The sequence below is a fragment of the Acidovorax sp. JG5 genome (assembly GCF_017939685.1).
Lineage (GTDB): Bacteria > Pseudomonadota > Gammaproteobacteria > Burkholderiales > Burkholderiaceae_C > Acidovorax.
The window spans coordinates 201,610-222,672 of record NZ_JAGKSE010000001.1; the positions used below are offsets into that span (position 1 = coordinate 201,610).

General features: G+C 59.2%; 20 protein-coding genes and 1 pseudogene. 14 read left to right on the forward strand and 7 right to left on the reverse strand.

Annotation, left to right across the window (positions count from 1 at the left end; translation table 11 throughout):
* Positions 1–91: 91 nt before the first annotated feature.
* Complete coding sequence (gene purB / locus J8G26_RS00870; RefSeq protein ID WP_210567578.1) at positions 92–1,471, forward strand: adenylosuccinate lyase; 1,380 nt, start codon at positions 92–94, stop codon at positions 1,469–1,471.
* Between the two features lie 81 nt (positions 1,472–1,552).
* Complete coding sequence (locus tag J8G26_RS00875) at positions 1,553–2,113, forward strand: YaeQ family protein (protein ID WP_210567579.1); 561 nt, start codon at positions 1,553–1,555, stop codon at positions 2,111–2,113.
* A 73-nt stretch (positions 2,114–2,186) separates the two neighbouring features.
* Here J8G26_RS00875 and J8G26_RS00880 read toward each other — a convergent pair whose 3' ends face one another.
* Entirely contained in the window at positions 2,187–2,621 is a 435-nt protein-coding gene (locus J8G26_RS00880; RefSeq protein WP_210567796.1) for a DUF3717 domain-containing protein, read from the reverse strand.
* A gap of 557 nt (positions 2,622–3,178) precedes the next feature.
* On the opposite strand from J8G26_RS00880, the gene J8G26_RS00885 reads away from it, so the two are divergent.
* The 3 genes from J8G26_RS00885 to J8G26_RS00895 all read left to right on the forward strand — a co-directional run bounded on the left by J8G26_RS00885 (position 3,179) and on the right by J8G26_RS00895 (position 4,930).
* Positions 3,179–3,907 (forward strand): TerC family protein, encoded by a 729-nt coding sequence (locus J8G26_RS00885; protein ID WP_210567580.1) that lies wholly within the window; start codon positions 3,179–3,181, stop codon positions 3,905–3,907.
* A gap of 105 nt (positions 3,908–4,012) precedes the next feature.
* Complete coding sequence (locus J8G26_RS00890) at positions 4,013–4,465, forward strand: hypothetical protein (RefSeq protein ID WP_087748038.1); 453 nt, start codon at positions 4,013–4,015, stop codon at positions 4,463–4,465.
* A 111-nt stretch (positions 4,466–4,576) separates the two neighbouring features.
* The gene (locus J8G26_RS00895; RefSeq protein WP_210567581.1) at positions 4,577–4,930 is read left to right on the forward strand and encodes a phage holin family protein; all 354 of its coding nucleotides are present in this window, start codon (positions 4,577–4,579) and stop codon (positions 4,928–4,930) included.
* On the opposite strand, the gene J8G26_RS00900 is transcribed toward J8G26_RS00895, so the two are convergent.
* On the reverse strand, positions 4,898–6,454 hold the full coding sequence (locus J8G26_RS00900) for a M48 family metalloprotease (protein WP_087748502.1): 1,557 nt from the start codon (positions 6,452–6,454) through the stop codon (positions 4,898–4,900). The two genes, J8G26_RS00895 and J8G26_RS00900, sit on opposite strands and share 33 nt — an antisense overlap.
* An 85-nt stretch (positions 6,455–6,539) precedes the next feature.
* Between J8G26_RS00900 and moaC the strand changes: the two genes are divergently transcribed.
* From moaC to J8G26_RS00935, 8 genes and pseudogenes are all read left to right on the forward strand, one after another.
* Positions 6,540–7,025 (forward strand): cyclic pyranopterin monophosphate synthase MoaC, encoded by a 486-nt coding sequence (gene moaC, locus J8G26_RS00905; protein WP_210567582.1) that lies wholly within the window; start codon positions 6,540–6,542, stop codon positions 7,023–7,025.
* A gap of 65 nt (positions 7,026–7,090) precedes the next feature.
* Complete coding sequence (locus tag J8G26_RS00910; protein ID WP_210567583.1) at positions 7,091–7,678, forward strand: Uma2 family endonuclease; 588 nt, start codon at positions 7,091–7,093, stop codon at positions 7,676–7,678.
* Positions 7,679–7,745: 67 nt separating this feature from the next.
* A pseudogene (locus tag J8G26_RS19250) lies at positions 7,746–7,928 on the forward strand (PIN domain-containing protein); the annotation flags it as partial.
* A gap of 293 nt (positions 7,929–8,221) precedes the next feature.
* On the forward strand, positions 8,222–9,547 hold the full coding sequence (locus tag J8G26_RS00915; RefSeq protein WP_210567584.1) for a nucleotide sugar dehydrogenase: 1,326 nt from the start codon (positions 8,222–8,224) through the stop codon (positions 9,545–9,547).
* A gap of 21 nt (positions 9,548–9,568) precedes the next feature.
* Positions 9,569–11,035 (forward strand): Fic family protein, encoded by a 1,467-nt coding sequence (locus J8G26_RS00920; protein ID WP_210567585.1) that lies wholly within the window; start codon positions 9,569–9,571, stop codon positions 11,033–11,035.
* Positions 11,032–12,195 (forward strand): glycosyltransferase family 4 protein, encoded by a 1,164-nt coding sequence (locus J8G26_RS00925; RefSeq protein ID WP_210567586.1) that lies wholly within the window; start codon positions 11,032–11,034, stop codon positions 12,193–12,195. The genes J8G26_RS00920 and J8G26_RS00925 overlap by 4 nt, the downstream gene beginning before the upstream one ends.
* A gap of 1 nt (position 12,196) precedes the next feature.
* Complete coding sequence (locus J8G26_RS00930) at positions 12,197–13,243, forward strand: glycosyltransferase family 4 protein (RefSeq protein ID WP_210567587.1); 1,047 nt, start codon at positions 12,197–12,199, stop codon at positions 13,241–13,243.
* 122 nt (positions 13,244–13,365) lie between these two features.
* Positions 13,366–14,061, forward strand: a complete 696-nt coding sequence (locus J8G26_RS00935) for a hypothetical protein (RefSeq protein ID WP_210567588.1) — start codon at positions 13,366–13,368, stop codon at positions 14,059–14,061.
* A 17-nt stretch (positions 14,062–14,078) separates the two neighbouring features.
* On the opposite strand, the gene J8G26_RS00940 is transcribed toward J8G26_RS00935, so the two are convergent.
* Positions 14,079–15,191, reverse strand: coding sequence for a glycosyltransferase family 2 protein (locus J8G26_RS00940; protein WP_210567589.1), 1,113 nt, complete (start codon positions 15,189–15,191; stop codon positions 14,079–14,081).
* Positions 15,192–15,222: 31 nt separating this feature from the next.
* Between J8G26_RS00940 and J8G26_RS00945 the strand changes: the two genes are divergently transcribed.
* Positions 15,223–15,858 (forward strand): class I SAM-dependent methyltransferase, encoded by a 636-nt coding sequence (locus J8G26_RS00945; RefSeq protein ID WP_210567590.1) that lies wholly within the window; start codon positions 15,223–15,225, stop codon positions 15,856–15,858.
* Between the two features lie 149 nt (positions 15,859–16,007).
* Here the strand turns inward: J8G26_RS00945 and J8G26_RS00950 are convergent, their stop codons facing one another.
* The 4 genes from J8G26_RS00950 to J8G26_RS00965 all read right to left on the reverse strand — a co-directional run bounded on the left by J8G26_RS00950 (position 16,008) and on the right by J8G26_RS00965 (position 20,616).
* Positions 16,008–17,246, reverse strand: coding sequence for an oligosaccharide flippase family protein (locus tag J8G26_RS00950; protein ID WP_210567591.1), 1,239 nt, complete (start codon positions 17,244–17,246; stop codon positions 16,008–16,010).
* Positions 17,247–17,290: 44 nt separating this feature from the next.
* Positions 17,291–18,148, reverse strand: coding sequence for a glycosyltransferase family 2 protein (locus J8G26_RS00955; RefSeq protein ID WP_210567592.1), 858 nt, complete (start codon positions 18,146–18,148; stop codon positions 17,291–17,293).
* The gene (locus tag J8G26_RS00960; protein ID WP_210567593.1) at positions 18,145–20,100 is read right to left on the reverse strand and encodes a hypothetical protein; all 1,956 of its coding nucleotides are present in this window, start codon (positions 20,098–20,100) and stop codon (positions 18,145–18,147) included. The genes J8G26_RS00955 and J8G26_RS00960 overlap by 4 nt, the downstream gene beginning before the upstream one ends.
* 81 nt (positions 20,101–20,181) lie before the next feature.
* Positions 20,182–20,616 (reverse strand): pilin, encoded by a 435-nt coding sequence (locus J8G26_RS00965; protein WP_282598113.1) that lies wholly within the window; start codon positions 20,614–20,616, stop codon positions 20,182–20,184.
* Positions 20,617–21,063 lie beyond the last annotated feature (447 nt).

Here is a 21,063-nt window from a genome sequence, read left to right on the forward strand (position 1 = left end):
TGCGCGGGGTTGTCTGTTCCATACGCGGGCGATTCTATCGGCAGTGGCTTGGCTGACGCTGACCGTGGCGCGCAGCCTACAATCTTGCGCCATGAGCCTGTCCACCATCACCGCCCTGTCGCCGCTTGACGGCCGTTACGCCACCAAACTTGCCGCGCTGCGGCCCATCATGAGCGAGCACGGCTACATGCAGCGCCGCGTCCAGGTGGAGGTGGCGTGGTTCATCGCACTGTCGGATGCCGGTTTTGCCGAATTCAAGCCACTGACCACCGGTGCCCGCGCCTACCTGCTGGGCCTGATCAAGAACTTCTCCGAGGCCGATTCGGCCGCCATCAAGGAGATCGAAAAAACCACCAACCACGACGTGAAAGCCGTCGAATACTGGATCAAAAGCAAGTTCGAAGCGCGCCCCGAGCTGGAAAGGGCATCGGAATTCGTGCACTTTGCCTGCACTAGCGAAGACATCAACAACACCAGCCACGCCCTGCAACTGCGCTCGGGCCGCGACCAGGTGGTGCTGCCCGGCCTGGACCGCATCATCCTCAAGCTGCGCGAAATGGCCCACGCCTTTGCCGACGTGCCCATGCTCAGCCGCACCCACGGCCAGACCGCCAGCCCCACCACCGTGGGCAAGGAAATGGCCAACGTGCTCATGCGCCTGCAGGCCGCCAGCGAGCGCATTGCCGCCGTCAAAATTTTGGGCAAGATGAACGGCGCCGTGGGCAACTACAACGCCCACCTCGCGGCCTGGCCTGAGTTTGACTGGGAAGCCTTCAGCAAGAAGGTCATCGAAACGCCCGAGCCGCTGGGCCTGGGCCTGACCTTCCAGCCCTACAGCATCCAGATCGAGCCGCACGACTACATGGCCGAGCTGTTCGACGCCGTGGCGCGCGCCAACACCATCCTGGTGGACCTCTCGCGCGACATCTGGGGCTATGTGAGCCTGGGCTACTTCAAGCAGCGCCTGAAGGCCGGCGAGATCGGCTCCAGCACCATGCCGCACAAGGTCAACCCGATCGACTTCGAGAACGCCGAAGGCAACCTGGGCCTGGCCAACGCGCTGCTCAAGCATTTGGCCGAGAAGCTGCCCATCAGCCGCTGGCAGCGCGACCTGACCGACAGCACCGTGCTGCGCAACATGGGCGTGGCCCTGGGTTACGCCGCGCTGGCCTATGCCTCGCTGCTCACCGGCCTGAACAAGCTCGAACTGAACGAGCAAGCCCTGGCCGCCGACCTGGATGCGAGCTGGGAAGTGCTGGCCGAGCCCATCCAGACCGTGATGCGCCGCTATGGCGTGCAGGGCGCCTACGAAAAGCTCAAGGAAGTCACCCGCGGCCAGGTGGTGACGGCCGAGGCCCTGCATGGATTGATCCGCTCGCTGGAGATCCCGCAGGCCGAAAAAGACCGCCTGCTGACCATGACGCCCGGCAGCTACATCGGCAAGGCCGCCGAGCTGGCACGCCGCGTCTGACCCGCCTCAATTTTTGGCATTTTCAGCTCCCAGCGCTTACACGGTAAGCCCTGGGAGCTATTTATTTGTGAGCACAAAACCATGGCCATCAAATCCACCATCTTCAAGGCGAACCTGCAAATCGCCGACATCGACCACGGCTACTACGCCGACCACGCGCTCACGCTGGCCCGCCACCCGAACGAGACCGACGAGCGCATGATGGTGCGGCTGGCGGCCCTGGCCATTGCAGCGCACCAGCTCAACGACCTGTGCAACGGCGATGCCACCCTGGCGTTTGGCGCGGGGCTGTCAGACCCGGACGACCCTGATGCCTCGCTGACCGACTTCACCGGCCGCAAGCGCGTGTGGATCGAAGTGGGTCAGCCCGAGGACAAGCCGCTCACCAAGGCCTGCAGCAAGGCCGATTCGGTGATCGTCTATTGCTTCAACCACGCCGCCGAGATCTGGTGGAAGGGCATCGAAACCAAGCTCTCGCGCCTGGAAAAACTGCAGGTGTGGCGCATTCCCACCGAGGCCTCGCAGGCGCTGGCGCAACTGGCCGAGCGCAGCATGCAACTGCAGGCCACGGTGCAGGAGGGGGCCATCACCCTCAGCAGCACCCAGGGCAGCGTGCATGTGGAGCCTGTGCGCTGGAAATAAGGCGCCGGGTTTTGCATAAAACTGGCTGCTAGCGCTTCCCCATCAAGCGCTAGAAGCTATCAAAAAAAGAGCATCAGTCGCGTGGCATGAGCGCGCCGCTGGGCCCTTCGGCCGCGCGTTCGGCGTAGCGGTTGAAGCGCCAGGCGGCGTGTTCCAGCGTGATGCGGCGCCACACGGCGCGCTTTTCGGCGGGGCCCATGGCGGGCCACAACTGCACCTCGTCAAAGCTGCGCCCGCAGCCCTTGCACCAGTCGTCGCCCTGGCTGGTCGAGCAGATGGCGATGCACGGCGTGTCGGGCGTGGTGTCGTACCAGGCCAGCCAGGCGGCCCGCGCCGGCGCCGGCAGGCTTTGCTCGTCGGCCTCGTCTTCGTGGCGGAACACCATGCGCGCATACACCTCGCCCAGCGCGCTGATCTCGGGCGCCAGCGCCGCCCCAGCAGTGGCGGGCGCGCGCTCGCGCCAGTGGTTGATGGCGGCTTCGATGTCGGTGATGTGGATGGCGGCCATGGCGTGCAGTTGCAGCAAGAGGGGGCAACGGGGCACGGATCATAGCCGCGCGGCGTGCCCCGGGCGGGGCGCCACGCCGGTGGCCCTGTCTGGCGCGGGGGCAGGCGAGCGGGCTTTGCGCACTCCTGTTTTAATAGCTTCCTGCGCTTGCCAGCAAAGCGCTTGAGGCCGATTTCTCTTGAATAATGGCCCACAAAACCATGGTTTCTGGCTTGCACGCCCCGCGCGGCCTGTGTTCCAATCGCCGCTTCGAAGGGGAGTAGCTCCCGACATGTGTTCCGACCGAGGCAGTCATTGGCGATCGGGGGCATGGCATCGGAACCGTCGTCAATACGAAGCATCGCTTCCGGCGGTCCGGGTTCGGCACACACCAGGGTGCCGAACCGAGCAAGACCTTTGATGGGCCCACCGTGGGCTGATCAAGGCCGTCACCTCGCCATCTCTGCCCCTGGTGGCACGCCCCTGATCCGCCCACAGCAAGCCTCCTATCCCCGGGACGAACTCGGCGCTACAGTCGCAGCCGGGTCGTCCTTTTGCCCTTTGATATTGAGGAATTTATGGACTTTTTGGCATCGCCCGAATTCTGGCTGGCACTCGGCCAGATCATCATCATCGACATCCTGCTGGGTGGCGACAACGCGGTGGTCATTGCGCTGGCCTGCCGCAAACTGCCGCCCGCCCAGCGCACCAAGGGCATCATCTGGGGCACGGCCGGTGCCATCGTGCTGCGTGTGATCCTGATCGCGTTTGCCATGACGCTGCTGGCGCTGCCTTTCCTCAAGTTCGTGGGCGCGCTGCTGCTGGTATGGATTGGCGTGAAGCTGCTGGCCCCCGATGAAGACGGCCATGGCGACATCCAGACCAGCGACAAGCTGCTGGCCGCCATCAAGACCATCATCGTTGCCGACCTGGTGATGAGTGTGGACAACGTGATCGCCATTGCGGGCGCCGCGCAGAACGCGGGCGAACACCAGTTCCTGCTGGTGGTGCTGGGCCTGCTGATTTCCATCCCGATCATCGTCTGGGGCAGCCAGCTGGTCATCAAGCTGATGGAGCGCTTCCCGATGATCATCACGCTCGGCGGCATGCTGCTGGGCTGGATTGCGGGCGGCATGCTGGTGACCGACCCCGTCTTCTCCAACCCTGACAAGTGGCAGTGGATGTTCAAGATTGCGCAAACCGACACCATCCGCTACGCGGCCAGCGTGGCCGGCGCCTTGCTGGTGTTTGTGGCTGGCAAGGCCATTTTGGCGCGCCGCGCCGCCGCCGCGCCTGCACAGGGCTGAGGGCAAACGTAAACCCGCCGGTGCGCGAACCGTCAAACCGGCGAATGGGCTAGCGCAAAGGGGGCACTATGCCCCCTTTGTCATGCTCCCGCCTCTGGAGGTGGTATGGACAAAGTCATCGTGTACGTGGACGACGCAGCCCATGCGCAGCAGATCCTGGCGCCCTTGCTGGCGGGCGAGGCGGCTGCCGGCACGCATTGGGTGCTGGTGGCCTGCGCCCCGCGCATGACGCACCGCGTCAGCAAGTGGGTGAGCCACCGCGCCCGCGAAAACTGGCGCGACAAATGGGCCGACAAGCTTTTTGCGCAGCTGCTGCCGTGGCTGCGGTCGGGAAGCCACGGCAACGTGACAACCGTGCTGGCCAAAGGCCCCTTGCCCGAGCTGGCCACGCAATTGCAGGCCGAACTGGGTGCCGCCCGTGTGGTCGATGCCCGCCGGCCCAAGCTGGATGCCGCCGCCGACCTGTCGTCCGCTGCGTCGGCCCGCCTGTTGTTTCCGGGCACCTTGCCCGGCCTGCTGACCGGGCTGGGCGCACTGCTGGTGCTGGACATGGCCTGATCCGTTCGCCCAGGCTTCGACGCGCAGCCTGTGGTGTCGTGTTTCAAGAACGCCGCCACCAGCCAGCGCGCCCGGCCGCCTGCAAAGCCAGCCCGGTGTTATTGTGCGCGCATGAAACTCCTACTCAAATGGCTGCTCAGCGCTGCGGCACTGCTGCTGGTGGCTTACCTCTACAGCGGCGTGCAGGTGCAAAGCTTTACCTCGGCCCTGATTGCCGCGCTGGTCATCGGCCTGTTCAATGCCGTGCTGCGCCCCGTGCTGGTGGTGCTGACGCTGCCGGTGACCATCGTCACCGTGGGCCTGTTTCTCTTTGTGATCAACGCCCTGATGTTCTGGGCCGCCGCGGGCGTGCTGGGCGGTTTTCATGTCGCCGGCTTTGGCGCGGCCCTGCTGGGCTCGCTGATCTATTCGGTGCTGGGCTTGCTGATCGAATCAGCGCTCGGCGGCCTGTTCCTTCAAAAGTAGCTCCATCGCACGCAGCCGCGTGTCGATGATGGACACCTCGATGTAGTCGGCGGCGCTGCTGCTTTTGCGCGCCAGGTCTTGCCCGGCCTTGAAGCGGTCCACCGCGGCGGCATAGTCGTAACGGGCGGCGTGCGATTCGGCTTCGGCGCGCACGGCCCGCAGCGGCTGCCCCTGCGCCTGCCAGGCGCTCGCCAGCAGTTGCCACACTGTCGCATCGTGCGGGTGGGTGGCCACCCAGGTCTGCAGGGCGCCGGTTACCTCGGCGGGGCGGCCCACGCGCAGCAGGGCCTGGGTGCGCAGCACCAGCTCTGGTCGGCCGGAGCCCTGGGGCAAACGCTGCAGCGCGGCCTCGGGCAGGCCGGCAGCCAGCTCGATCTCGGCCGCCAGCCGCTGCGACTGGCGCTGGGCAGCTGCATCGCCCCGCACCACCTCGTCCAGCTTGGCCTGGGCCGTGCGTGCAGCCGCAAAATCCCGCAGCTGGTTGCTGGCCAGCGCGGCGGTGTACAGCGCCGCAGCGCGGCGCGCGGCGGGCTGGCTGGCAAAGCCGGTGCTCTGGGGCTCGGCAATCCACAGCCGCAGCGCATCCACCCCAGGGTTTGCCAGCACACGGGCCCGGGCCGCCACCATGGCGTGCTCCAGGCTGGGCGGCAGTGGTGGTGCCGCGCCGCCCGGCGGCAGCCGCGAGTGCATGTCGGCCATGCGCTGGGTGGTCAGCGGGTGGCTGCGCAAATAGGGCCACGAGCCGTTGTCGTTGAGGCGGTTGGCCTGCTGCAGCTTGTCAAACATGCTCACAAAGCCCTGGGGTGCAAACCCCGAGGGCTCCATCAGCCCGTAGCCGATGCGGTCGGCCTCGCGCTCCATGTCGCGCGAAAAATTGAGCTGGTTCTGGATGGCCACCGCCTGGCCGCCCACCATCATGGCCTGCGCGGCCCCAGGGTTCTTGCTGGCGGCCAGCGCGGCCAGCACCATGGCACCCACCAGCAGGGGCGTCTGGCGGCCTTGCTGCGCGATCAGGCGCGAGATATGGCGCTGGGTGACATGGCTCAGCTCGTGCGCCAGCACCGAGGCCAGCTCGTCGCGCGTGGCCACCACGCCGATCAGCCCCAGGTGCACGCCCAGGTAGCCACCGGGCAGCGCAAAGGCATTGACCGTGCGGTCGCGCCCCAACAGCACCTCCCAGGCAAAGCGCTCATCGAGCTCGGGCGAGAGCTCGCCGCGCGCGCGTGCAGCCGCCAGCAGCGCCTGCCACAGCCCCTGCACATATTCCACCAGCACCGGGTCATCGATGTAATCGGGGTCGCGGTACAGCTCGCGGATGATGCGGTCGCCCAGGCGGCGCTCTTCGCCCGTGGTGAGGGCGCTGCCATCGCCCAGGGTGGGCAGGGCGGGCTGGGCCGCAACAGGCAGAGCGGCACCCGCGCCAACCGCTATCAATAAAGAAGCTATCAGCGCACGCCCAGAAAGCGCTGGAGGCGAATTTTGATGAATTTTTTGTGCAGCCAAAGAGGCATCAGCCCAAGGCATTGCAGGGGTGCGTTTGCGGTTCCACATGCACGTATGATGCCCCTTCGCCCAAATGTTTCCCACCGATTCACCTGGTTACCACGCCATGTCCGCACTCACGCACTTTGACGCCCAGGGCCAGGCCCACATGGTTGACGTGGCCGCCAAGGCCGCCACGCACCGCATCGCCATCGCCAGCGGCCGCATTGACATGCTGCCCGCCACCCTGGCCCTCATCGAAGCCGGCACCGCCAAAAAAGGCGACGTTCTGGGCATCGCCCGCATCGCCGGCATCATGGCGGCCAAAAAAACGAGTGACCTGATTCCGCTGTGCCACCCGCTGGCACTGACCCGCGTTGCTATTGAATTTGAAGCTGCCAGCGCACGCCAGCCGGGCGCTACAGGCATATTTTGTGCTGCAACCGTGGAAACCGTCGGCCCCACCGGCGTCGAGATGGAAGCCCTCACCGCCGTGCAAATTGCCCTGCTCACCATCTACGACATGTGCAAGGCCGTGGACCGCGGCATGTCCATCCACGACGTGCGCGTGGTGGAAAAGCACGGGGGCAAATCAGGGAGCTTTGTGGCGTGAAATGCTGCGCGCCGAACACCCTGCGCAACGACAATAGGCCACACCCCTTGCCTGGAGATGCCGCCATGACCGTCCCCGCCACCAAACCACAGTTCGATGCCCCGTCCTACCTCGCCTGGGAGGCCGAGCAGCCCGAAAAACACGAATACCTCGATGGCGAAGTGTTTGCCATGGCCGGCGCCTCCGAATCCCATGTCACCCTGGCCGGCAACCTGTTCATGGCCCTGCGCAACCACCTGCGGGGCAGCCCGTGCAGCGTCTTTATCTCGGACATGAAATTGCAGGTAGAGGCCGACAACGCCTTCTTCTACCCCGACGTCTTCGTTACCTGCGCCGAATCCGACCGCGCCCACAGCCACTACAAGGCCGCGCCCAGCCTGGTGGTGGAAGTGCTCTCGCCCACCACCTCGGCCTACGACCGGGGCGCCAAATTTGCCGCCTACCGCAAACTGCCCAGCCTGCGCGAATACGCGCTGGTGGACACGGAACGCCTGAGCATCGACCTGTTTCGCCGCGACGAAACCGGCCACTGGGTGCTGTACCCGTCTGAGGGCGGGGACACGGTGGAATTTGCCAGCGTGGGGCTGAACATGCCGGTCGAGCAGCTTTATGAAGACGTCAGCACAGCGGAAAAAAGAATCGCCGTTGAATGACGCCCATGCGCCAACACCAAGGCATTAATGGGGGGTCTCATTAATTGGGGTCAGACTCCAATTTCCACTGCCGATAGATACCGCCGTTGCACAGCGCTGCGCAGCGCTTCATGTGCCCGACCCGCGCCCGGCCATGGACAGCCTGATTGCAGCAACCGCGCTCGTTCATGGCATGACCTTGGTAACGAGAAACGTGGCTGATTTCCAATCAACCGGCGTGGCGATTCTCAACCCATGGGAGGCCCCATGATCGACCACTGCTGATACAGCGCGGCTGGCCGCAGAAACTCAGTTGCGCCCCGTCGATAAAGTGTTTGAGGAAATTAATTGGACTCTGACCCCAATTATTCAATGGCGTTTATTCACATAAAACCAGACAAACCTCGCGCCGGATTTGGTACCCCCGTGCCCGTATCATCCGATGGCTGCCTGCGCAATGCCTTACATGCCAAGGATCTTTTTCGGCACCCAAGCCCCACAGTCTTTCGAGTCATTTTTTTACATAGCGGACAAAATCCGATTTTTATTGGCCACGACCACCCTATGCAACTAGCCACCCCAGACGCACTCGCGCTACTTGAGGAAAAAATCAGCCGTAAATCGGCCCTTGTCGGCATTTATGGCTTGGGCTACGTAGGTCTGCCTTTGGCTCTGCGCTTTGCCGAGGTGGGGCTGAAAGTGCTGGGTTTTGATATTGATGCGGCCAAGGTGCAACAACTCAATGCCGGAGGGAGCTATATCGAAAGGCTGATGCCTGCCAGCATTCAGAAAGCATTGGGGCAGGGGTTTGAGGCCACGTCTGATTTTGCGCGCACCGCCGAAGTGGATGCGCTCATCATTTGCGTGCCCACACCACTGAATGCGCACCGCGAACCCGACCTGAGCTTTATCACCGACACCATTGATGCTGCACTGCCCTACATGCACGCCGGCCAGCTGGTGAGCCTGGAAAGCACCACCTGGCCCGGCACAACCGACGAAGTGCTGGCGCCGCGCCTGCGTGCGTGTGGCCTGGAGCCCGGTGAAAACTGCGCGCTGGTCTTCTCCCCCGAGCGCGAAGACCCCGGCAACGCACATTACGGCACCAAAGACATCCCCAAAATCATCGGCGGCACTTCGCCGCGCTGCCTGGCGCTGGGATCGGCCCTATACCAGCACGCCATCCAGACCATGGTGCCCGTGAGCAGCACCCGCGCCGCCGAAATGACCAAGCTGCTGGAGAACATCCACCGCAGCGTCAACATCGGCTTGGTCAACGAAATGAAGATCGTGGCCGACAAGATGGGCATCAACATCCATGAAGTCATCGATGCCGCCGCCACCAAACCCTTTGGCTTCGTGCCCTACAAACCCGGCCCAGGCCTGGGCGGGCACTGCATCCCCATCGACCCCTATTACCTCACCTGGAAAGCGCGTGAATACGGTGTCAACACCCGTTTCATTGAACTGGCTGGCGAAATCAACCACTACATGCCGCACTGGGTGGTAGAAAAAATCACCGGCGCGCTGAACGAGCGCGCCCAAGCGGTCAAAGGCAGCCGCATCCTGGTGCTGGGCCTGGCCTATAAGAAGAACATTGACGACACCCGCGAATCGCCCGCAGTGGAAATCATGGACTTGCTGCAAACCAAGGGCGCCCACATCGACTACAGCGACCCGCATGTGCCGGTGTTTCCGCGCAAGCGCAACTACCACTTTGATCTGCAATCGGTAGCCCTGACCCCCGCCACCATCGCCAGCTACGACTGCTTGGTGCTGGCCACCGACCACGACAGCTTTGACTACCCACAACTGCTGCAACACGCACGGCTGGTGGTAGATACGCGTGGGCGGCTGGGCGTGGGGCGGGGGAATGTGGTGGCGGCGTAAGCCGCTGCAACCGGGATAGCCATGCACCTTGAAGAACTCCAGCGCATCGTGGCTTGTGGCGAGGACAGCCAGCACCAGTTCAAGCGTGAAATCACCCATCTGGACAGCCTGGCTGCCGAGCTGGTGGCCCAGACCAACAGTGGCGGCGGGCGCATATTCATTGGGGTGGAAGACGATGGCCGCATCAGTGGCCTGAGTCCACAACAGGTAAGGGCGTTCAATCAGCTGCTCAGCAACGCTGCCAGCAACAACGTGCGCCCGCCCATCCACCCCAGCACCCGCAATGTTGCGACGGAACAGGGCATCGTCATGGTGGTCACCGTGGCCGATGGCTTGAACAAGCCCTACATGGACGCGCAAGGCCGCGTGTGGGTCAAAAACGGCGCCGACAAACGCCACGTCACCTCGCGCGAAGAAATGCAGCGCATGTTCTTGAACGCGGGGCTGATTCAGGCCGACACCCTGCCCGTGCCGGGCACCCGCGTGGCCGATGTGGACATGGCCGCCTTTGACCGCTACTACCGCCAGCGCTTTGGTCAGCCCTGCCCAGAGGCCGAGCAAATCGCCAGCCTCACCAGCCTGGGCCTGCTCAAAGACCAGCAACTCACCCTGGCCGGGGTGCTGCTGTTTGGCCTGCAGCCCCAGCGCTGGTTGCCCGTGTGCATGGTCAAAGCCGTGGCGTTTTATGGCAACTCGATTGGCGATACCCAATACCAAGACAGCGAAGACATCTACGGCGCCCTGACAGAGCAGTTCCAGCGCAGCTTTGCCTTCATCAAACGCAACCTGCACCATGTGCAAAACGGCAGGGGCTTCAATACCCTGGGTGAGCTGGAAGTGCCGCCCATGGCTCTGGAGGAGTTGCTGGTCAACGCTCTCATGCACCGCGATTACTTTGACAGCGCATCCATCCGCATCCTGGTGTTTCGTGACCGCATTGAAATCATCAGCCCCGGCCACCTGCCGGGCGACCTCAGCACCGACGACATCCAGCACGGCAAAACCAAGCGCCGCAACCCCATTCTGAGCGAGCACGCCGCCCACCTGCTGCCCTACCGGGGGCTGGGCAGTGGCATTCACCGGGCGCTGCAAGCCTGGCCGCAGATTGAATTGCAGGACCACCGCAGTGGCAACGAATTCAGGGCCGTGGTGGGCAGGCCAAAGCCCCAGACCCAAGTGATTGCACCCGCAGGCATAGGCGGGTATGGGCTCTCCCCCGAAGTCGCCGACCCAGTCGCCGACCCAGTCGCCGACCCAGTCGTGCGGCTGCTGCGGGTTTTGGTGGATGGTGCGCTAGCGCCTTCTGAAATACAGCGCATCCTCGGCATCAAGCATCGCCCGACCTTCCGCGCCAACTATCTGCATCCCGCGCTGGCAGCAGGTTGGGCAGAAATGACCCTTCCTGGCAAGCCCAATAGCCGCCTACAACGCTATCGCCTGACCGATGCAGGGCACAGGCTGATGCAACAACAGCCAGGCCGCCCATGAGCCAACCCCGCATCCTCCACATCACCCGCAACCTGCCCCCCCTGGTGGGCGGCATGGAGCGACTGAACTGGCACATTGCCGATGAGCTGTCGTGCCTTGCTCAAGTGCAGCTGATTGGCCCCCAGGGCAGCGCCGCCCTGCGCCCTGCTGCTGTGCCAGTGACCGAAGTGCCGCTGCGCCCGCTGCCCCGCTTTTTGCTGGCGTCCGCATGGCAGGCCGTGGCCGTGGCGCGGCGCTTTAAGCCCCACATCGTGCTGGCAGGCAGCGGCTTGACAGCCCCTGCCGCCTGGCTGGCCGCCCGCGCCAGTGGCGCCCGTGCCCATGTGTACCTGCACGGGCTGGATGCCGCCGTGCAGCACCCCGTGTACCGCGCCGTGTGGCACCCTGCTATCCGGCGCATGGATGGCGTGATTGCCAACAGCCAACCCACTGCCGAACTGGCGCGCAATTTGGGCGTGGCTGCGGAAAGGATCCGCATCGTGCATCCTGGGGTGGCCTTGCCCGCAGCCCCGCAAAGCCCAGCGGCGCTGCAAAACTTTCGGCACCGCCACCAGCTGGGCGACCAGCGCTTACTGCTATCGGTGGGCCGCCTGACCACCCGCAAAGGCCTGCGCGAATTTGTGCAGCATGCACTGCCCGCCATCGTTCAGGCGGCGCCCGACACCCTGCTGGCCGTGGTGGGTGAAGCCCCTGCCGACTCGTTGCACGCCAGCGTGCAAACCCGCGCCAGCATCCAGGCCGTGGCCGATGCCGCAGGCATTGGCCAGCACCTGCGCTTTCTGGGCGTGATTACCGACCCGCAAGAGCTGGCCTGCGCCTATGAAAGCGCCGCCCTGCACATCTTCCCCGTGCGCCACCTGCCCGGCGACCCCGAAGGCTTTGGCATGGTCGCCATTGAAGCCGCCGCCCATGGCCTGCCTACCGTGGCCTTTGCGACCGGCGGCATTGTGGATGCGGTGGCACCGGGCCAATCTGGGCACTTGGTTACACCCGGCGACTACCCGGCCCTGGCCCAGGCCGCGCTGCAAGTGCTGGCCGATAGCCCGGGCGCGTGGCAGGCCCGCGCCAGTGCCTTTGCCGCGCAGTTTGCCTGGCCGGTCATGGGGCAAAAACTGGGGGACATACTGCAAGCGGATATAAGCCCGCAGGCCAAAGATTGAGATGCCCACAAATACTGCAGCCCCCGCCATCTGGTTCCCCACCGTGCGCACAGGCACAGGCACTGACGTGTTCACCCAGCGCCTGGTGGCAGATCTGCGCAAGCGCGGGGTGCGGGCAGAAATCACCTGGCTGCCGCTGCGCGCCGAATATGCGCCCTGGACGGTGCCCATACCCCAGCCGCCCGCGTGGGCCACGGTGGCACACGTCAACACCTGGCTGCACACGCGCTTCATCCCACGCGGCCTGCCCGTGGTGGCCACCATCCACCATGCCGTGCACCACCCGGATGCCAGTGCCTACAAAGGCCCACTGCGTGCGGCCTACCACCGCTGGTGGATAGCGCCCAACGAGCGCCGCGTGCTACGCCGCGCCCATCGCGTGGTGGCTGTGAGCCAGTTTGTGGCGAACAGCGCCCGGCACAGGCTATTGGACGTGCCCATGCAAGTCATCTACAACGGCGTGGATACCGACCGCTTTAGCCCCGGCACACGCCAGCACCAGCTCGGCAAGCCCTTCAAGTTGCTATTTGTGGGCAGCTGGATGGCGCGCAAAGGCGTGGACTTGTTGGCCCCCATACTGCGCCAGTTGGGTGATGGCTTTGTGCTGCACTACACCGGCGGCCCGGCGGCAGAAAAAGACAAAGCCCAGATGCCGCCCAACATGATCGACATGGGTCGCCTTGAGGGCGATGCTGCCGTGGTGGCAGCGATGCAAAGTGCAGATGCACTGCTGTTTCCTTCGCGCAGCGAAGGCCACCCCTTAGTGGCTGTGGAAGCCATGGCCTGTGGCTTGCCCATTATTGGAATGCATGGATCGTCCGTCTCCGAAGCGGTTACTGACGACCAAACCGGCCTGCTGTGTCCACAAAATGATGTCGCGGCGTTTGTTACTGCCACGCGCAGCCTGGCTACTGACCACGTCCGATACGCCAGACTGGCGCAAACCGCGCGGCTGCAGGCAGTGGAGCAGTTTTCAGAAACCACCATGATCGACGCATACCTGCACCTCTACCACTGCACCACAGCAAGTGCCAAAGGTGCCTTGTGACTGCCGCCATCACCATCCATTTCAAAAAACCCAAGCTCACCAGTGCGTGTATTGACAGCTTGTTGGCTGACGGCTGGGCCCCCATTCTGGTTTGGGATAACTCAGAAGACGCAGGGGTCAGCTTGCAAGAGCTGCAAACCCGCTATGCGGCAGAGCCCCGCGTAGTGCTGGCAGCCAACCCCCGCAATCTGGGTTTTGGCAAAGGCATGAACGCTGCGCTGGCCGCCTTGGGGCGCTATGGCTATACCGGACCGGTGCTGCTGATCAACAACGATGCCCAGGTGCAACAGGGGATGCGCTTGGCGCTGGAGGCGCAACTGACGCACACCAGCACCCCCATGCTGATTGCACCGCGCCTGATGCAGGACGGCCAAGAACAAGGCTGGCTGTACTACCAGCCATGGCTGGCGTTGGTCACCAAGCGACCCGTATGGGGCAGCTTTGCGTACCTGAGTGGCTGTTGCCTGCTGGTGCAACGGCCCGACAACACCCAGCCTTTGTTTGACGAAAGCTTCTTCATGTACGGAGAAGACGTAGAACTGTCCTGGCGCATGCGCCGCCAGGGCGGGCAATTGGTGCTGCTTGACCGCAGCTATCTGCACCACGACGGGTTGGCCAGCAGCGGCCATGCCAGTGCTGCTTACGAGCAGTATTTGGTGCAGTCCCACTGGCTGCTGGCGGGGAAACTGGGGGCCAATGCCTTTTCTGCCACTTTGATGCGTGTGTCACGTATTCCATCCCTGCTGGCCCGTGCTTGCCTGCGGTCGTGGCGGTATCGGTCATGGGTGCCATTGCGGGCAATTTTAAAAATTATTTAAACCAAACCCTATCAAAATCACCTTGCCAGAAGTGATGTACTTCTCAGCCACCAAAAAAACCGCCTATAACCACGTGTCAAATACCTCGGCCCTACCATCACCCACTCTATCATAAGCAGCTTACTGGCAAGCCAAGGATATTTTTTAAATACATATTGCATAGGATGTGCATTTGAATCTATCTTTTGAGCATTTTTTATTACCCGGCTAAAAAATAACGGGGCCAATGGAAAAACAGAATGGGCGTGAGTAAGTAGTGCAGCAGCCGCAGCGGCAGACCGCTCAGACGATCCTCTACCAGCAGACAGCAATTGCTGATGAAATGATAATATTGAATTCACCAAAATTTGGGAATTTTCGATAGTGCGATTTACACGAGAAAGTCGTTCAGCGTCGTGCTGCACATAAACAACAACCGGGAAATTCTCGACCAATAACTTTTTTTCCTCATTCGCCACAACACCAATGATCCAAATGTAATCATCATGAAGAACTACATCTTCGCGCCATGTTTTTTTATTTATTGCAGCTCTAAGAAAAATACACCCAGCCGTCATATTATTTATGGAAATAGACAGCAAGCTAGAGCAAACAAAATCTCGCGTTTTTGGCAACGACTGCAATGAAAAAATATTATTACGCTGGTCAAATATCAAAAGTGGCGCAACCGAAATATCAGCCTTCGAATTTTTTATATTCTTTAACTGATCCGCAGACGAAGGCAACAAATAGTCATCATCATCAAGAAACCTGACGTACATGCCTCTTGATTTTTTTAAACCATGATTTCTCGCCACGCAAGCATGGCCGCAGTCAATGTGAAACCATTTTACCCTTTCATCCTGGCGATATTTGCCTTCGACAATCTTCCATGCATCGTGCGGACCATTTGGCACCACAACCACTTCAATATTTTCATCTGCAAATGAATCAAGAGCACTCTTAATTGCTCGATCTAGCATATCAGATCGATTGTAAGTTGGAATAATTATAGATAGCAACGGATCCATAGCAATGCCCCAAATAACATATCGAAAAATTTTAAGAACACTTAAAAATATAATTTTTGGCTGGATTCCTGGTGGGTCTTTTAGGTGCAATATATGCGGGAACAATGTTTGGACGTTCACGCCATACCGAGACGGAACCAGAATTGCATCTATGGATGCGCTAGGATTTGTTAATGGCAATACAGAAAGTTTTGGTTGCCCTCGGTGCGGCTGCAATGACCGCGAGCGGCACTTGGTTTTATTTCTCGAGGCATCAAGAATTTCCACCAAACTAACCAATTCAAAAATTTTGCATTTTGCGCCAGAACATCATCTGACGCCTTGGATAAATTCCCTATCTCCATCAGAGCATGTATTATGCGATTTGAATCCAAAATCAAAAAATATCGAAAAAATAAATATTGAAAAAATTCCATATCCAGATAAATATTTTGATTTTGTGATAGCAAATCATGTACTAGAGCATGTTGGAGATGACTTTCGTGCGCTATCTGAAATTAGAAGGGTACTATCGATCGGCGGATACGCAATACTCCAGACCCCTTTCAGTTCTGTAATTAATTCCACTTGGAGTGACCCCGGAATATCAACTGAAAACGAAAGGCTTCATGCATATGGACAAGAGGATCATGCAAGACTATATGGCCTCGATATTTTTAAAAGACTTTCATCAAGCGGCCTCGTCTCTCGCTGCAAGACACATGGAGAACTACTAAGCAATATTGACCACTCCCGCTATGGAGTCGGAGAAAAGGAGCCATTTTTTCTCTTTGAAAGAATTGATTAATTATTTATTTCTTAAATGAAATTTAATACGAAAGAAAATAAATTTTTATCTCTACCCTGTCCACAACAACTATAAACATCGACTGACAGCCAGCTGGGTGTATCACCTAACACTCCTATGGAATCAGGTAAGGGCATGCCAAATTTTCATCAACCGGAGTATTGGTACTTGCGCAGTACGCTGAGGAGAAAAAACACGACCATCGTGACCTCTGCGGCGTAACTAGCCCACACAGCCCCCGTCAGGCCGTACACGGGTGCCAATACTGCCACGCTCACCACGCTAACAACCCCGCCGATCGCATAGGCCCAGCCAATCTGCTGCATTCGCCCATAGTGGATGGCGTGGCAATTAAGCAGTGCGCGCAACACCTGCAGCAAAGGCAACCAGGCCAACATGCGCAACACCGCCACCGCATCGGCAAAATCGGCACCAAACATCACAGGCAGCACCGGAGCCACCAGCCATAGGGCAACACCCATAGCCAACGCCAGCACCAGCAGGGCTGCACCGGTGCGGAGCAACTGCCGCACCGGGTTGGCTTGGGCATACAAGCGCGGCCACAACGCTTCCTGCAATGCCAAAACAGGCAGGCTGGCCATGTCCACAACCCGCTGGGCCACGTTGTAGGTGCCAGCCAAGCCAAACCCTGCTTGTGCCAGCATGGGTTTGTTGAACTCGCTTTGCAATTTGGCGGCAAAAACGGCCAAACTGAACGGTAGCCCGCTGCGCGCTGTCATGGGCTCGGGCAACACTGCGTCAGGCGCTTTAGCTGCTGCACGCAAAGGTCGCCATAACAGCCCGGCATAGATCAAACCGCTGGCGGCGTAAGTCCACAGCACGGCGACAATTCCTGCATCCCCCATGCTTGCCCACAACAAACCCACAGCCGCCAGCCGCACGCCCGGTAAACCAGCGTGTACGGCGCCAAAGGCGTGGGTGCGCTGTTGCGCTTGCAGGTGGCGAGCGCACAGCTCGGTCAACGAGGTCGCCGATAGTTCGGCTGCCGCCACCACTATGAGGGCCTGCAACGCTATGCGCTCAGGCAGCAACCACAGGGCCACCACCACCGACGCTGCCACACACGGCAGAAGTGTGCGAAGCCACCAACGCAGCGCACGCGCCAGGTAATGGCCTGCGTGCGCTGGGTCGCGTGCCGCATTGCGCAGCAGTATGTGCGATAAGCCCAAGCCCACAAAAGGGGAGAAAAACGAGGAGACAGCCACCACCGCCACGAACTGCCCATAGGTCTGTGCACCCAGTTGCCGCGCCAGCCACACCACCGTGGCGGCCTGCATGGAGGCCCGCAGCAGCATCCAACCGAGCAGGATCGTGCCATTACGCGCCAAGCGACCAGGGCGGTAGCGGGCGAAGATTTGTGGCCTCATACGCTACACAGCACCAACCAGGCAGGTGTCACTGATGGGCAGCCTCATTTGTTGTCACGGTACATCAGCGCCGTGATCTGCTCAGAGATCAACCCCATCATGAAAGTGATCACGCTGCCGGTATAAAGCAATGCGCTCATATTGGTAAAGCGCCCTTCATGTGCCCAAGTCCAGCCGTACCAGCCGCTGGCGAATAAAAACATGGCCAAAGCCACGGGCGCAAAAATCTTCAGCGGTGAAAACAGCGTGCCAATCTTGAAGATGATGAGCAAAAACCGCGTGCCGTCGCGCAGCAGGCGGATGTGGCTTTTGCCGATGCGTTTGGCTGCGTGGATGGGGATGTAAGCGACTGAATATCCAGCACGGAAAAACGCCATGGTGCTGGTGGTGGGGTAAGAAAAGCCGTTGGGCAGCAGGTAGAGAAACTCCCGGAACTTGCTGGCCCGCACGGCGCGAAAGCCGCTGGTCAGGTCTTCCACCTTGTGCCCGGTCATCCAGCTGGCCAGGCGGTTGTAGAGGCCATTGGCAAAACCGCGCCCCAGGCTGGCTTGCGAGCCTTTTTGGCGCGCGCCCACCACCATGTCGTGGCCGTTGTTCAGCTTGTCTAAAAGGCGCGGAATGTCGGCGGGGTCGTGCTGGCCGTCCGCGTCCATAAAGACGATCACTTCCCCCGTGGCTGCGCGAGCGCCAGTCTTGATGGCCGCGCCGTTGCCTTTGCTGTAGGGGTGGTGCACCACGCGCGCGCCTGCTGCCTGGGCCACGGCGGCGGTTTCATCGGTGGAGCCGTCGTTGACTACGATGATTTCGGCGTCTTGCCAGAGACTGCGCAACCGCTCTATGACAGCACTTATTGCTTTGGCTTCGTTTTTAGCTGGCAGCACTATTGAAATCATATCCTTCATGGCTTTTCCATTTTTGCAAGAATATTGCTGCGTTCATTTAAAATATTTGCCCTATATTCAAGATGGCTATCCATCATGGCCGCTTTGTTTAGCTCATCCAATGCCAAATCAAACCTGCCACTCATAGCCAAGGCCTGTGCATACATGATGCGACTTGCAACTGTGTCATTAATATCAATCGCTTTTTTGATCGAATTTGTACCGCCTGGCAAATCGCGCATGCGATTAATGCGATATTGTGCAATAAGTTTCAATATCTCACCCCGCTCACTGTGCGGGGTAAGTGGGTTATCAAATGCAGCCTGCAAAATTTCCAGCGTATCACCATCCGGCAAATTACATACCTCGTTCACCTGACAAGATACCAGTGAACTCAATACGGATGTATTTACATTTTTATATCGTTCGTTTCTGAAGCCGTTCTTCATTAGAGATATCAAATCATCTTCAGGCATGTTTCCCAGCATATAAGCCAACTGTACACGCGCCATAAGCGGCAGCATGGACGTAGAATCATTTTTGGCAGATTGCATGAATGCTTCATCAGCCAATTTGGCAAAATTGGGGTCCCCAGAAGAGTTCATCAAAATAACATACACCCGGCCCAACTCATAATTGGCACGCGCAGATGCGGGTCGATTTTCCGCCTCAAGCGCAGCCCATTCGACGGGATTAGACCACTGAAGCGAACGCACATGAGTGACAAAACCCAACAAGCACAAATAAAATATCAAGGATATCACGACGATGCGGCCGTATTTTTGCAAATCAATTCGTTTCACCAAAAGTGGCAAAACCAACAACGGACCAATAATGGCAAAATAATTTCTATGCTCATATACCAGCTCAAGTGAAAAAATAGTAGATTCGAGAGCGTGAGAAATCAGAAACCACCCCCAACCATAAAGCAGAACGCCAAATCGATTGCGTTGATGCCATGCCACCAATGTTATAAAAATTAAAATGGCAAAAGCAAAAATGGTTGAAGGAGGGGATAGCAATGATTGAGACAATTCAAAATCATCGTGGTAGAGCGACAGCTGAGAGTTTGCCGGAAAAACCAGCATGCGCAGATAAAAAATCAAAACTCGCGCCTGAGTCAGCCCGCGTTCAAGCAATGTAAAATCGCGGTTAGCATAGGCAGCGGGACTTACCATGCTAGGCAATTTAAAAATAGCTACATAAGCCACGGCCAACCCAACCATCCACATCACCACGGTGCTGAGATGCCAGCGCACTACCTTGATCGCTTGATTGTTGTAGCGAAAGCGAAAAAGGCACCATTCCGTCCATAAGAGCAGCGGCATAAACAACACGCCAGACTCTTTGGATAGTGCAGAGAGAAGCAGGCAACAAACAACCAGAACGACACAAATTGCACCCCAGCACAGTGGGCGCTTAAGCTGCACTTGTGCATAAGTTGCACTGCGATAGCTGGAATAGATCACAAGACCAGCCATTCCAAACAATGTGCACAGGCTGGTCATGCGCTGCACTACGTAAAGCACCGCCGTCAAATTCAACGGATGCAAGCCCCACAGCGCAGCAACAATCAGGCTCGCCCAAGCCAAATGCTGCTGGTTTCTGCGTTCAGTGCCTTCACCAAGCACCCGTATGATAGTTTGCGCAAAACAGCCCACCAAAACTGTATTGAGCAGGTGAATAAAAAGATTGACCAGCTTGAACTGAAAAGGGATGAAATCGCCAGCCCAGTAATAATTCAAAGCAAAAGTCAGCAATGCGACAGGTCTTCCAAGCGGGCCCGCTTGGCCAGAAACTGCTGCAGCCAAAAACTCTAGCCCATCGCCATTTTTGATACGTAAATTGCGGTTTTGAATGATATTTACATCGTCATCAAAAACAAATCCGCCATACATGCCCGGCCAATAACAAATGACAACAATACCCAGAAGCACACCCCAGGCGATCAAAAAAACATGCTTCTTTTGCACCACTATTGGGCCCCCTGAAATTCAATTGCCAATAGAAAAACGGGCGCCCTGGGCGCCCGTTTAAAGATCGAAAAATGCAGTTTAGTTACGGCATTCAGACGGTACGTATTTAGCGTTAAGAGTCGTTGTGCACTTCCAAGTCACGCTGCCAACGTTAGCAGTGCTAGGCGTCAATAAAATATTTCCACTTGCCACCAAGGTACCGTTGTAGGCCACGGTGATTACCCCATTGGTGTCAATGGTAACAGAATTAACACCTTTACCCTTGATGGAAGCAGCAGTTGGCATACCTGCCGATGCATTGCTTGCAGGGAACCTGCCGGTGGTGGACCAAAACTCTGTCACGGTGGTCTTGGCGCCAGATGCCAAGCTCAACCCTTCAGAAACGCGAGCGCGCTTGGTGTAGTCCTGATAAGCAGGCAGAGCCACGGCAGCCAAGATACCGATGATCGCGACCACGATCATCAATTCGATCAGGGTGAAACCCTTTTGTGCCATTTGCATGGAACGCTTCATAAAAAACTCCTTGGAGGTCAATTGCAATTGAAAACCTGCAGAAGGATTCTCCAGGTTCGCGACAGTTGCAGCAGGTTCCGTGCCAGTGGGTGGGTGCAACAAGACGTTTCTGTCGCTGCTGGATGTGGGGGCAATCGGCAGCGGGTTGTTGCTGCGGTGTCTTTGCGGCGGGTGTGGCTGACAATTTTGTCGTGACAGAAAGTGTCGCAAAGTGCGTTTTTGGAGGAGATTCGGGGTCAGATGACAATTTTTGCTCCAATTGGCCTTAAGCCCTTATGTAGAAAGCGCTGGCAGCTATCAAAACAGGTGCAACCTACACCTCGAATCCTGCCCCGCCTGCAGCCAGAAAATGCCATGCGGCGCCCCGTTGCCGGGGGGTGTGATGGCATCGAAGCGGCGCACTTCTTTGCCGATCATCTCCGTCTCGGATGGCTTGGTGTGCGTGAT

Bases quoted from the DNA above. Each gene is read 5' to 3' on its own strand.
- purB (WP_210567578.1), top strand. From the start codon at position 92: ATGAGCCTGTCCACCATCACCGCCCTGTCGCCGCTTGACGGCCGTTAC.
- J8G26_RS00875 (WP_210567579.1), top strand. From the start codon at position 1,553: ATGGCCATCAAATCCACCATCTTCAAGGCGAACCTGCAAATCGCCGAC.
- J8G26_RS00880 (WP_210567796.1), bottom strand. From the start codon at position 2,621: ATGGCCGCCATCCACATCACCGACATCGAAGCCGCCATCAACCACTGG.
- J8G26_RS00885 (WP_210567580.1), top strand. From the start codon at position 3,179: ATGGACTTTTTGGCATCGCCCGAATTCTGGCTGGCACTCGGCCAGATC.
- J8G26_RS00890 (WP_087748038.1), top strand. From the start codon at position 4,013: ATGGACAAAGTCATCGTGTACGTGGACGACGCAGCCCATGCGCAGCAG.
- J8G26_RS00895 (WP_210567581.1), top strand. From the start codon at position 4,577: ATGAAACTCCTACTCAAATGGCTGCTCAGCGCTGCGGCACTGCTGCTG.
- J8G26_RS00900 (WP_087748502.1), bottom strand. From the start codon at position 6,454: ATGCCTTGGGCTGATGCCTCTTTGGCTGCACAAAAAATTCATCAAAAT.
- moaC (WP_210567582.1), top strand. From the start codon at position 6,540: ATGTCCGCACTCACGCACTTTGACGCCCAGGGCCAGGCCCACATGGTT.
- J8G26_RS00910 (WP_210567583.1), top strand. From the start codon at position 7,091: ATGACCGTCCCCGCCACCAAACCACAGTTCGATGCCCCGTCCTACCTC.
- J8G26_RS00915 (WP_210567584.1), top strand. From the start codon at position 8,222: ATGCAACTAGCCACCCCAGACGCACTCGCGCTACTTGAGGAAAAAATC.
- J8G26_RS00920 (WP_210567585.1), top strand. From the start codon at position 9,569: ATGCACCTTGAAGAACTCCAGCGCATCGTGGCTTGTGGCGAGGACAGC.
- J8G26_RS00925 (WP_210567586.1), top strand. From the start codon at position 11,032: ATGAGCCAACCCCGCATCCTCCACATCACCCGCAACCTGCCCCCCCTG.
- J8G26_RS00930 (WP_210567587.1), top strand. From the start codon at position 12,197: ATGCCCACAAATACTGCAGCCCCCGCCATCTGGTTCCCCACCGTGCGC.
- J8G26_RS00945 (WP_210567590.1), top strand. From the start codon at position 15,223: ATGGATGCGCTAGGATTTGTTAATGGCAATACAGAAAGTTTTGGTTGC.
- J8G26_RS00950 (WP_210567591.1), bottom strand. From the start codon at position 17,246: ATGAGGCCACAAATCTTCGCCCGCTACCGCCCTGGTCGCTTGGCGCGT.
- J8G26_RS00955 (WP_210567592.1), bottom strand. From the start codon at position 18,148: ATGAAGGATATGATTTCAATAGTGCTGCCAGCTAAAAACGAAGCCAAA.
- J8G26_RS00965 (WP_282598113.1), bottom strand. From the start codon at position 20,616: ATGAAGCGTTCCATGCAAATGGCACAAAAGGGTTTCACCCTGATCGAA.